Here is an 11,473-nt window from a genome sequence, read left to right as displayed (position 1 = left end):
GCCGTTCACACTTGTTCACCTGCGTCAATGCCCGCTATCATGTCATCCAGGTCTTGGCGGCTAAACTCGTACACGTTCCCGCAGAAGTGACAGATGAGCTCGGCTTTTCCCTGCTCGTCCCGAAGTGAGACTAACTCGTCACGGCCGATACTGACAAGTACGCGACTCAACCTGTCATATGAACAACGGCACCGGAACTCCACGTCATCCATACTGAGAATCTGCGCATCCGGCGCGAGGGTAAGCACGAGTGCTTCAGCGGATGGGTTGTCGCGAAGGAAATTCGTGATGCTGGGAATCTCCTGCAGTCTCTCTTCTAAGTAGTCGATATCCGCGTCCGTGTGCCCCGGCATCAGCTGCATAATAAAGCCGCCCGCAACGATGGGACTGTAGTCCGTTCCAACGAGAACACCTGCACCGACGGCCGACGGCGTCTGCTCCGAGACGACAAAGTAATACGTGAAATCGTCCCCGATTTCCCCGGACTGTATATCACTGCTGCTTGTGTAGTAGTCGCGAAGACCCGTGTCCCGAATGACGTATAACTGACCACTTCCTACCGCACCACCCACATCCAACTTACCTTTATCATTCAGAGGTAGATCCACATGCGGCTCATCGACATAACCTCGCACCTGACCGTCAGGTTTGGCATCGACCCAAATCTGGCCGAGTGGGCCGTCTCCGTCTACTTTAATAGTGATGCTCTCTTCATTTTTTAGCATCTTCGCCATCATGGCAGCAATGGAAGCCGTCCGGCCAAGTGCAGCCGTTGCAACCGGCCAAGTATCGTGCCGACGTTGCAACTCAGCAACCAAGTTCGTTGTTAAGCACGCAAACAACCGGACACGGCCCTCACGCGCCGTGGCCCGAATGACTTTATCTCTGTTCACACGTTAGCCTCCTCAAGATGTCCGTAACTTTGTTGAATTTCGTTCCCACAGTATGCGTAACCCTTCCAATGTCAAGTAAGGGAGTACATCGTCAACTTCTTCCAGGTGATCCGCTAGCAAGTTTGACACGCCGCCCGTGGCAATCGTTGTGAAAGTTAGATCATACTCCTGCTTCGCCTTTCGTACCAGCCCGTCCACCATTGCCGCAGCACCGTACAAAATTCCCGCCTGCATGCTGAGCACTGTATTCCGTTGAACCAGCCTGTCCGGCCATGTCGTTTCGACTTGCGGGAGCCTCGATGCGGAGGTAAACAAGGCGTCAGCAGCGACCATCGCCCCGGGAGCGATGGCACCTCCGAGATATTGACCTCGATCATCGATGACGGAAAGGGTCGTGGCTGTGCCGAGATCGAGAATGATGGTCGGCCTCTGATACTTTGCTACCGCTGCGACAGCATTCGCAATACGATCCGCTCCCAACTCACGCGGATCCTCGTAGCGAATGGGAATACCGGTGCGAATGCCGGGGCCAACAATGAGGGGGGGTGTGTCAAAGTAGGTTGTGATGGACTGAACAATCGGATGAACGAGTGGTGGTACAACACAGCTTACGATGCACCCAATTACCTGGTTCTCCTCGCCGACACGGTTGAGGAGCAACTCCAGTTTGAGTCCGATATCATCAGAAGTCGCACGATGGTCAGTTTTTAGTCGCCAACTGGACGTTAACTGCTTCCCGTGAAAAAGGCCAACGCTCGTGTTTGTATTGCCAACATCGAGCACGAGCAGAACATCCATGAATTTTCCCGCCTTAAACGAAGATTGTCAGATTGCCAACTGCGCGTTTTTAATCACGATTAGGTCTCACACGTGACAATGTTGACGTCGTCTGACTCTGCCAAATTCAGCTCATATGGTTGAATCGGTTCTCCACGCTCATTTTCGATCGCTCTCACGATAGGAAACTGATCATTGTAGGCTGACGGTTTAATGACGACAGCCGCGTCACCGTTCGATAAACGGACTGACATCCCGAGTGGATACACGGAAATGGTCTCCATGAATGCTTTCACACTGGACGACGCTAAACCTCTGCCTTCGTCGTCGAGGATAATCTTTAAAGCGTCGTGAGGCAACATCGCTTTTCGATAGACGCGATTTGCCGTCAAGGCTTCGTACACGTCAACTGTCTCATTTGTCTCAGTATATTTTAACAAAAAAACCCCAAGTCTGTGACTCGGGGGGTGAAAAGATTAATTTACTCGTTAGCGAGCATAATCTCGCGAATTTCTTCCTCGTCAACCGTTTCCTTTTCCAGCAATCGATTTGCCAGTGCATCCAGGCGATCGCGCTTGTCAGTCAGGATCTTACGCGTCCGTTCATGACAGTTCTCTACAATGTCCTTCATCTCTTGGTCAATTTCAAAAGCGACCTGGTCACTGTAGTTCGCCTCGCCCTGCAAGTCCTTACCCAAGAACACTTGGCCACCTTGACGACTGCCGTACTGCATCGGCCCCAGGCGTTCACTCATACCGTATTCGGTAATCATCTGGCGAGCAATGCCCGTGACACGTTCCAAGTCGTTCGAAGCGCCTGTGCTGATTTCGCCCAGAACAATCTCTTCCGCCACTCGGCCGCCCAAGAGTCCACAAATGCGATCAAGCATTTCTTTACGCGTGATAAAGAATCGATCTTCCTTAGGCAGCGTCACCGTATACCCACCAGCCATACCACGGGGAATGATGGTCACTTTATGCACAGTTTCCGCATTCTGCAGGAAGAACCCGACAACGGCGTGGCCCGCTTCGTGGAAAGCCACCAGTCGACGCTCGTGGTCACTGATGACTCGACTGCGTTTTTCCGGTCCGGCCATGACACGGTCAATTGCCTCATCGATATCCTTGTTGTCGATTTCGCGTTCACGCTTCCGTGCAGCAAGCAAAGCAGCTTCGTTGAGGACGTTCTCCAAGTCCGCACCCGTAAACCCAGGTGTGCGCTTGGCGATGACATCCATGCGGATGTCTTTGGCGAACGGCTTGTTCCTCGCGTGAACCTTGAGAATCTCTTCGCGCCCTTTGACGTCTGGACGGTTCACGATGATCTGACGATCCATTCGTCCCGGCCGAAGCAATGCCGGGTCCAGAATGTCCGGCCTGTTCGTTGCCGCGATGATGATGATGCCTTCGTTGGCTGAGAAGCCGTCCATTTCAACGAGCAATTGGTTCAACGTCTGCTCGCGTTCATCGTGTCCACCGCCCAGACCAGCACCACGATGGCGGCCCACTGCGTCGATCTCGTCGATAAAGATGATACACGGCGCGTTTTTCTTCGCGTTTTCGAACAGGTCACGGACGCGCGAAGCGCCGACGCCGACGAACATTTCCACGAAGTCCGAACCACTGATGCTAAAGAAAGGAACGCCCGCTTCACCAGCCACTGCTCGGGCTAGCAGTGTTTTACCTGTACCTGGGGGTCCGACTAGCAAAACACCCTTCGGAATCCGTGCACCCAACGCTGAAAACCGCTTCGGATCCTTGAGAAAGTCAACGATCTCGATGAGCTCATCCTTTTCCTCATCTGCACCTGCAACATCAGCGAAGGTCACTTTTCGTTTCTCTTCCGAGTACAGTCGTGCCCGGCTCTTGCCGAAGTTCATGACACGACTTCCACCACCCTGCGCCTGATTAAACAGGAAGAACATGAGGATGAAGAGGAAGACAAACGGGACAACCGATTCCAAGAACTGAATCCAAACGCTTGCTTTCGGCTGCGGTGAAACATCAAATTTCACGTTGTTGTTCGTTAGCAAGGGTTGCAGGTTGTCGTCATAGAGCGCCCGTGTTTCAAACTTGTCACCATTTTTCAGCGAACCATCTATAGTGGCTGTCAGACCTTCGGGTGTGACGTGTACCTGATCGACAACTTGCCCACCTTTGACGTCCGTGACAAATTGACTGTATGGTATCAGCTTGCGCGAATGATCTGACCCTGTCAGATATTGCACGACACCGATGATCGCTAACAAGATGAGTACGTAAAAAACGATACTCCGGTAAAACTTGTTCATGCCTTACCTCCTCTCGGTTATGGCGGGAATATTGTACCATACACGCAAGGCCCTTCCTAGTCGAGGACAGGCCCACCCCGTCAGTCCGTTTCGCTTGTCGAATAGATGTCAGATTTCAATACACCCACAAATGGTAGATTGCGGTATTGCTCTGCATAATCTAATCCATAACCGACAATGAAGGCATTTGGCACGGTAAAACCGTAGTAATCCGGCACAATATCAACTTTCCGTCCGCTTGGTTTGTCGAACAGAGAAACGATGCGCACAGATGCAGCCCTGCGGTGGATTAATGTGTCTTGCAAGTACTTCAAAGTAAGTCCTGTGTCTACGATGTCTTCCACAATGACAACGTGCCGTCCTTCGATGGGACGCTCTAGATCTTTCAAAATGCGGACAACACCGGACGACTGGGACGATGCCCCATAACTCGAAATGGCCATGAAGTCCATTTCCATCGGAACTTCAACGCGCTTGACTAGATCTGCCATAAACAGCGTTGCGCCTTTCAGAATACAGATAAAAAGTGGATTCTTGTCACGGTAGTCTGAACTCAACTGCGCACCAAGTTGTTCCACTTTCGCAAGAATGGTCTGTTCATCGAATAAGATGCGTTCTACGTCGGGGTGCATAGGTGCCTCCTAAACCGTGTTATTCCCTTATCATACGTTGCATGTTGGACGACAATGTCCTCATTTCTTCACAAGATCCGCGACCAAGATGTGCCAAAATGACCCATCCACGCGCTTCACTAGGATGAATGGTGTGCATTTCAGTGCGGACGACCCCAGGAATCCACGCTATGTCATCATCAATATAGATGATTGGCCAATCGGATCGAAAAAGACGTGGAATCTTTTTGTCTGTGAAGACGTCCTGTAACTTCTTGGAGCCTCCGAGGCCGAGGGGCCGAACACGTAACGCGCGGGGCTCACCACATCGAATTTGAACCGACGAGACGGGTGGCAATAAGAGTCGCCACAAACCGCCATTTCTATGCACAGTGTCAACTGATTGACTCAGCTGTACAGCACGGAAATGCCAGTGCATTTGTTTCCTTATGATTTGGAATCTCGCCTCTTCATATAGGTTCCAAACCCACGTCTCAGGTTCTGCTCTCTCGGTAACCATGTCAAACCCTATGTACAAACTGTCATAGCTCCGCCATGCCGAGAGACCTTTGCGGAGCTGAATCGATGCGGAAGGACTTTCATCGTGCTGGGCAAGCTGCAAAACCGCTTGGACGTGACGATGTGACCAACCTGTTGACGCGAAACAATTCAATAGTATGTGAATCGCTCGTCGTTGTAAAGAAACATGGGCATGCACAAGTCGAGGTAAATCAATTCGTACGTGCAAGTCTGTCCGTTCGCTCACCATTTGTTCACATAGGGCCTTTGCCTCCATGTGCAAAAAGTCATCGTCCGCCTGCAAATACTCCGTCAGCCGCGACGTGACGGGGCCCAAATCGGACTGGACTGACCTGAGCTTAGGAATCACCTGATGACGCAAATAGTTGCGAACATATCGATCATCCTGGTTGCTCTCATCTTCAATGTGCGGAATGTCGTGAGCGCGTGCAAACTCCTCGATGGCACCTCTACTAGTATGAAGCAACGGTCTCAGGAGAGGCACGCCCTCACGTTCGCCCACGCGCCTCATGCTGCCCAGTCCGTGGAGGCCGGTTCCGCGCAGCCAGCGCAACATGAACGTCTCAATTTGATCGTCCTCGTGGTGCGCGAGCGCGATAACCGCGTTTGAACACGCTTTAGCAGCGGAAACGAGTGCCTTATAGCGCACATCTCGCGCTGCGGCTTCGAGACCGATGCCTTGCTCAGTTGGTACGTGAACGCGCTCGATGCGAACGGGTATCCCGGACTTCTGGCAATAGTCGTGAACAAATTCAGCATCACGATCCGCAGTTTCTCGCAACCCATGGTGGACGTGGACGATGAGCAGCGAACTCAGTCGATCCACCCGTTCCGCAAGTTGCCTAAGACAATACAACAGGACCATGGAATCGACACCGCCGGAGACACCGGCGACGATAGAATGATTTGTGGCGATGTATCGGTCAATCAGCCGTTTGACGTCTAATTCTAGTTGCATCCTTCTGCCTCACTCCGACCCGGATGGACTAGATTTATCTTATCAAACAAAAGAACATCCTCATAACCATCGAAAGTAAACGGCCCATGCACCGGCTGTCGAAACGATGGCGCACGTCAAGGATATCCACATAAAGCGCTCGGTCCAATCGCCTCCGGCCCGGGCAGCCTGACGATTTCGAGTCCGCTTGGGAATGGCAGACGTCTGTCCCATATGTCCCGACTTGGCTCCGGACATTGCTGTACTCGGCGGCACGGATGTCATGCGGCGTCCACCTGAGGAACTAGTGGCAGCACGTCGCGGTTGCTGCGGGGCAGGTGGGTACTTGGCCAGGACGTAAAGTCGGCGGATGAATTCGTCGGCCGCCTGTAGTTTGCCTTGAATCGCGTCCTCGGCCAAACCGCGCCATGCGCTGTCTCCCGTCGCGCGAACGGCGCGTTGCAACCAGGCCTTGCGCCGCTCTACCGTCCACTGCGAAAGGTTTGGTGGGGGCGGTGATTGAAGACAGGTCACAGTCAACATCACCGCGGCGATATCATAAGCTGCACTCGCTCGTCGTTCGCCAAATCCCCAGTACGCACAGTCAGATGTGGGGGTGAATTGGCGAACGGATCGGCCAAAGGGTGTAACACCGCCCACGTCGACGAAACGAACACACTGCGTCTTCCCCACGTCGACCAGGACGTTCTGTGGTTTGATATCGCAAAACGCGTGGCCAGAAGCGTGCAAATCGCGTAGTCCGTAGCCGATACCGATCAGAACGCGTACCGCGTCCCGGGTCGACAATCGTGGCCACGCTTCGATCAGAGGACGACCGCCCACTTGCTCCATGACATAAAAGTACAGCGCAGACTGGTTTGCGCTGTCATCAATGCAATGTGGTTTCGGAAACGCGGTACCCGCTTTGGCCATCCGTTCGAGAAGTCCCCACTCGAACGCCACTGCACCTGCATCGGAGCAGACCTTCATGGCTACCTGTTCGCCACCCTGTTGCCGAACAGAGTAGACGGCACCGTTTGCCCCAATTCCAAGGCACGACAGCACCGTCCATTCGTTTTTCGTCCATTTTCCTGTGATCCGCAGTCCCCGAGACAGGGGAACTTGTGCCGAAAGCATCATGCGAAATCGCGCCTTGGGCCATCTATGTCGTCGCGATGAGTCAGCCGCTCGTTCATCATGAGTTCGACAGCGTGGTCAATAGCGGGACCCGTGGGTGTACCGCCGCGTGCTTGCAGGGACATTTCCATCTCCTGCATATCCACCTGCTCCGCGAATCCTTGAATCAACTTGGTTGGCGCATCACCTTGTCCGGGAAAGGACAGTACGGCAACTTGAGCGCGTCCGACGCGCACTTGGAGGGACAGGGCGAGATCGCGTACGGCTTCACGAACCGTCGGTATTTTCTCCTTCATGCTTGCGCTCATGTCGATGGCGACCACCAGTTGCAGCGCAACTTCTTCCTCAAGTTTATCAACCACCTGCATCACCCGGCTCCGTTCCGCTGGCGGCAGTTCCTCTGTCGTCTTACCCATGACGGAAAGCAATTCTTGGTTGACGACCTGCTGGAGTGTCATCTGCATCGTTTGGTGGGTCATCATCTGCGCCGTCGCTGAAAGGTCCACTGGATGAACGATCCGGCACATCCCACCACCGGCGTCAGCGATGGACATGGCCTCGTCTCTTCCTTGTCCGCCCATGTCACCTTTATCCACGACACCGACCACATTGACCACAATGCCTCTCTGGTGCGCTCGAGCTGCGGCCTCGATCGGATCGTCTCCAATATTTGAACACCCATCAGTGATTACGAGAATCTGGCGGATTGTCGCCTCTTTACTCAATCTTCCCACCTCCATATTGTTCTATCTCCAGTATGGACGAGAGAAGAGAGGTTCATTCAGGTGCTCCGCCAGGCAATCCAGGCTGGCATCACGCGCCGCGGCGACGCTTATTCGCCTTGCGGAGGCTTGGAACACTCGGTAATTTAATGGCGGCCCACTCCTGCTCGTGGTGCTCGATGACGGCCACGACGACAGTCATGTCATCGCGGATGCTGCCGTGATTCATACGAACGGCTGTCTCAATGAGCATGTCCGCGATGTCCTGCGGGGTCTTTGTCTCGAGCTTGCTGATGACAGTTCGCAGCCATGTGTCACTGTCATAATTGTGCGGCGGGGCATCGTATAATCCGTCAGACATCAGGATGAGGATGTCACCTGCTTGTAGTTGTTGTTCCACCGACTGTACCTCGATGTCTTGCAGGATGCCGATGGGCACATTGCTGCCCGTGACTTCAATCACCTCGTTCCCTCGTTTGATGAAGCTCGGTGCTGAACCAATCTTCAAGAATTCGGCCTTCGCGTTAAACAAATCAATGAGCGCCATGTCGAGGGTTGTGAACATTTCATCACGTGACCGCAGGAGCAGGGTGGAGTTCACCGTACGGATGGCTAGCTTTTCGTCGAATCCGGCCTTCATGAGCTTCTTCAGCAGATCGATCGCAGCTTTTGACTCCCGCCGGGCACGTTCTCCGTTGCCCATGCCATCACTGACGGCGACAGTGTAGCGGCCGTTGCCGAGATCGACACTGGTATGCGTGTCCCCCGAGACGATGCGCCCATCCCGGGCAGCAGTGGCAACGGCAGTGTTGACTTGAAACAACCGGGCCGAAGCAAAGACACTTGTGCAGGGACCGCCTCCGTTTTCACTTTGCACTTGGGAGACACTGATGTGCTCACCGAGAATCCCCGACAACAAGGGTGCTATCATCCGTGCCGAGTTCTCGTAAGCTCCCTCCGTCGGTTGCGTGATTTCGATCTCGACCTTCCCCGGCTCCAAACTCACAATGTGAACATCATCCACGTACAGCCCCAACTGCTCGAGCGCCCCGATGATTTGCTCTTCATCTGATAGTGAAGACTTATTCTCTTCGTCGAGCTCTTTGGCCATCGCTCCAACGACCGACGCAACGCCCGACAACTGTGCGGAGAGCAGTGACCGCTGCTCACGAAGCTTTTTCATCCACTTTGCGTCGCGATTGGTCACGTCCAGGTTGTACCGGAGTGTGTTCATGAGCGGATCGAGACGCACGCACCTGTCCCTCATCTCCGCACTCGGGACAGCCTTTCGTCCACCGGCACTCTCGATATTCCGCAGGGTGTTGGCCATTGCATGATACGTTTGCATACTCTCCTTGTCCCAGCATTTCGCGCGCCGAGGACACAGTGCGCAAACGCTCTGCGATGTTGCCGAAACGATCTGCGTCACAAGATGTTGCGCCGCCGTATACTCGTTTTCTCCCGTATCCGCGAATGATTTTGACAGTTCATCGAAAACCTGGCTCACCTCATGAATTTTTTCCGTCAACAGGGCGTTCACACGTTGTACTCGATCCCGCTCCGACTGCGTATGTTCACGGGTACCAGGCACATAGCTTCGCAACTCGTTCTCGAGACGTTTCGGCGTGAGAAAATAGAAAACCGAGGCCACCGCAGAGGCCAACAGGTTCATGAGAAGTGGCTGATACGAATGGGCGTATGTGGCAGTCAACACGGTTGTGCTCAACATAAAGGACAGACTGACGAAGAAACGATTTGTGTCACGCAACAATCCACCGAGCAATCCGGCGAACCCGAGAATGGCGACTTGAGTCAACGAGGCCTGGTGATTCAAGAGTGTGAGCATACTCACGACAATGGCACCCGCTGCACTGATTCCGATCCCTCCGCACGTCATGACCAGAATGAGCCAATCGATAGCTACAGCCGCCAGTTCCACACCGTGAACGTGCAGTCCGACAAATCCCATCACGACAGACGCAACTAAGATCACCACACTGATGATCTGCTCGTATTTCAGCGTCCTTGTCTGTTCACCACCGACAAAAAGGTTCATGCATTGAACGAAGATGAGCGCTAAGATGGTGACAAGGGCTCCTTGGGCGAGGGCAATGAGGACGTCATACTTGGTCCAGACCGTGCCAACCATAGCCAGTCTGGAGACCAGGGATACGATTCCCGCCGTGATGGGAACGAAGTGCAAGTCGGGCAACTTCTTTCGAAATATATACCGACGGGCAACACGATAAAGGACTAGCTGCAGGAGCATCAGGAGACCGCCTGTGGTTCCGTCGACAGTCAGCGCTCCGAGAACAGCGAAGTAGGCAGGCCACGCTTTCTTACGCCCCGCGACTTCTGATAGAACTGCGAAATAAGCGAGTCCGAACGGGGAAACCGCGTGCTCAATGTTGGCTCGGCCCAATAAAAAGCCGATGGCTATGAGGACGGCAACACGTCGCCAAGCATGCCACGTCCAACGTGGAAGAGGAATGACCTTAGAACTTGTCCGATTCTCCTTAGCACTTTTGTGCGTCAGGGATATTTGCGCCATGACACAGGCTCCTTCCGGTTAATGTGTATGGCCATTATACGAAGGTTATGCCGAGTAATTTGTCAAACGACGTCAACCTTCCAGATAAATATTCCGACAATTTGTGATGCCCTTCGCACTTGTCTATCCATCGGATGGATACCGCAATGAGCGACTTCACACTCTTATAAACGGAGGCGTTTCCATGCACCAAACAGAACGAACACCGAACCACCGATTGAGCTGGGATGCGTTCTTTGCGTCTCAGAGTCGGGTGATGGCGTTGAGATCGACATGCACACGATTATCGGTCGGATGCGTCATTGTTCGCGACAAGCGCATGATTGCAAGTGGCTATAACGGCAGCATCAATCATGACGAACACTGTCTGGATGTGGGGTGTAAAGTCGTAGACGGTCACTGCGTTCGAGCGATTCACGCGGAACAGAATGCGCTTCTGCAGTGCGCACGCTTTGGCATCGCGACAGAAGGCGCAGACCTTTATGTCACGCACCTGCCGTGCCTTCACTGTACGAAGAGCATCATCCAGGCGGGCATTCAAAACATTTTCTACGAAACCGTTTATCGACCTGATGCGTACGCACAGGAGCTTCTTCAGACGGCTGGGGTAAATATTCGGCAAGTGAAGAGTGAATTGGAATGGCTAATCCACCCGAACGGCGAAGAAATTTGACGGATTGTAGGGTTGTTCGCGGGGCACAAACGCCCATATCTGCGTAGACTAAAGCAAAACCTGTATTCCAGGGGAAAAGTGCATGAGGCGAGGTGAATGGAATGCCAGAATGGCTGCGGAGTCAACTCAGGCGGGCGTTCCAGAATCGCGACAGGAAGTCCGTTCAAATGCTCAATCAAGCTTTCTTCCGATACCGTAACAGTCGAGCTTAGCGTCATGGTCATCGTCTACAACTGATTTTTCTATGACAAGTCCTCTAGGGAAACGGGCTGCCCCTTGAGTCGATCGAATATCGACTTGGGGGGCAGCTTCTCACGTTCAGATAGCCCACGTATATATATT

At 53.3% G+C, this 11,473-nt stretch carries 11 protein-coding genes; 2 read left to right on the top strand and 9 right to left on the bottom strand.

All coding sequences use genetic code 11. The annotated features are described in order from the left end of the window. Nucleotides 1–5 precede the first annotated feature (5 nt). From hslO to spoIIE, 9 genes are all read right to left on the bottom strand, one after another. On the bottom strand, nucleotides 6–893 hold the full coding sequence (gene hslO, locus NZD86_RS02060) for an Hsp33 family molecular chaperone HslO (RefSeq protein WP_268044834.1): 888 nt from the start codon (nucleotides 891–893) through the stop codon (nucleotides 6–8). 12 nt (nucleotides 894–905) lie between these two features. Then, nucleotides 906–1,691, bottom strand: coding sequence for a type III pantothenate kinase (locus NZD86_RS02055; RefSeq protein ID WP_268044833.1), 786 nt, complete (start codon nucleotides 1,689–1,691; stop codon nucleotides 906–908). A 59-nt stretch (nucleotides 1,692–1,750) separates the two neighbouring features. Then, nucleotides 1,751–2,074 (bottom strand): hypothetical protein, encoded by a 324-nt coding sequence (locus tag NZD86_RS02050; RefSeq protein ID WP_268044832.1) that lies wholly within the window; start codon nucleotides 2,072–2,074, stop codon nucleotides 1,751–1,753. Between the two features lie 77 nt (nucleotides 2,075–2,151). Next, nucleotides 2,152–3,960 (bottom strand): ATP-dependent zinc metalloprotease FtsH, encoded by a 1,809-nt coding sequence (gene ftsH / locus NZD86_RS02045; protein ID WP_268044831.1) that lies wholly within the window; start codon nucleotides 3,958–3,960, stop codon nucleotides 2,152–2,154. A gap of 80 nt (nucleotides 3,961–4,040) precedes the next feature. Further along, complete coding sequence (gene hpt, locus NZD86_RS02040) at nucleotides 4,041–4,592, bottom strand: hypoxanthine phosphoribosyltransferase (protein ID WP_268044830.1); 552 nt, start codon at nucleotides 4,590–4,592, stop codon at nucleotides 4,041–4,043. A gap of 19 nt (nucleotides 4,593–4,611) precedes the next feature. Further along, nucleotides 4,612–6,069, bottom strand: coding sequence for a tRNA lysidine(34) synthetase TilS (tilS, locus tag NZD86_RS02035; RefSeq protein ID WP_268044829.1), 1,458 nt, complete (start codon nucleotides 6,067–6,069; stop codon nucleotides 4,612–4,614). Between the two features lie 60 nt (nucleotides 6,070–6,129). Continuing rightward, nucleotides 6,130–7,188 carry a protein kinase domain-containing protein gene (locus NZD86_RS02030; RefSeq protein ID WP_268044828.1) on the bottom strand — a complete coding sequence of 353 codons (1,059 nt, stop codon included), beginning with the start codon at nucleotides 7,186–7,188 and terminating at the stop codon, nucleotides 6,130–6,132. Next, nucleotides 7,185–7,919, bottom strand: a complete 735-nt coding sequence (locus NZD86_RS02025) for a vWA domain-containing protein (protein WP_268046755.1) — start codon at nucleotides 7,917–7,919, stop codon at nucleotides 7,185–7,187. Before NZD86_RS02025 ends, NZD86_RS02030 begins: the two co-directional genes overlap by 4 nt. Nucleotides 7,920–7,998: 79 nt before the next feature. Beyond that, complete coding sequence (spoIIE, locus tag NZD86_RS02020; protein WP_268044827.1) at nucleotides 7,999–10,458, bottom strand: stage II sporulation protein E; 2,460 nt, start codon at nucleotides 10,456–10,458, stop codon at nucleotides 7,999–8,001. Between the two features lie 184 nt (nucleotides 10,459–10,642). Between spoIIE and NZD86_RS02015 the strand changes: the two genes are divergently transcribed. Together NZD86_RS02015 and cmpA are read left to right on the top strand one after the other, a co-directional pair. Next, nucleotides 10,643–11,131 (top strand): ComE operon protein 2, encoded by a 489-nt coding sequence (locus tag NZD86_RS02015; RefSeq protein WP_268044826.1) that lies wholly within the window; start codon nucleotides 10,643–10,645, stop codon nucleotides 11,129–11,131. Between the two features lie 101 nt (nucleotides 11,132–11,232). Further along, nucleotides 11,233–11,343 (top strand): cortex morphogenetic protein CmpA, encoded by a 111-nt coding sequence (gene cmpA, locus NZD86_RS02010; protein ID WP_268044825.1) that lies wholly within the window; start codon nucleotides 11,233–11,235, stop codon nucleotides 11,341–11,343. Nucleotides 11,344–11,473 lie beyond the last annotated feature (130 nt).

This window comes from Alicyclobacillus dauci (genome assembly GCF_026651605.1).
GTDB lineage: Bacteria > Bacillota > Bacilli > Alicyclobacillales > Alicyclobacillaceae > Alicyclobacillus > Alicyclobacillus dauci.
Note: the sequence above shows the minus strand (reverse complement) of the source record. Positions and strands in the feature narration are given on the sequence as shown.

Coding starts and splice junctions, on each gene's coding strand:
- tilS (WP_268044829.1), bottom strand. CDS start 6,069: ATGCAACTAGAATTAGACGTCAAACGGCTGATTGACCGATACATCGCC.
- ftsH (WP_268044831.1), bottom strand. CDS start 3,960: ATGAACAAGTTTTACCGGAGTATCGTTTTTTACGTACTCATCTTGTTA.
- NZD86_RS02015 (WP_268044826.1), top strand. CDS start 10,643: ATGCACCAAACAGAACGAACACCGAACCACCGATTGAGCTGGGATGCG.
- NZD86_RS02055 (WP_268044833.1), bottom strand. CDS start 1,691: ATGGATGTTCTGCTCGTGCTCGATGTTGGCAATACAAACACGAGCGTT.
- hpt (WP_268044830.1), bottom strand. CDS start 4,592: ATGCACCCCGACGTAGAACGCATCTTATTCGATGAACAGACCATTCTT.
- spoIIE (WP_268044827.1), bottom strand. CDS start 10,458: ATGGCGCAAATATCCCTGACGCACAAAAGTGCTAAGGAGAATCGGACA.
- cmpA (WP_268044825.1), top strand. CDS start 11,233: ATGCCAGAATGGCTGCGGAGTCAACTCAGGCGGGCGTTCCAGAATCGC.
- NZD86_RS02030 (WP_268044828.1), bottom strand. CDS start 7,188: ATGATGCTTTCGGCACAAGTTCCCCTGTCTCGGGGACTGCGGATCACA.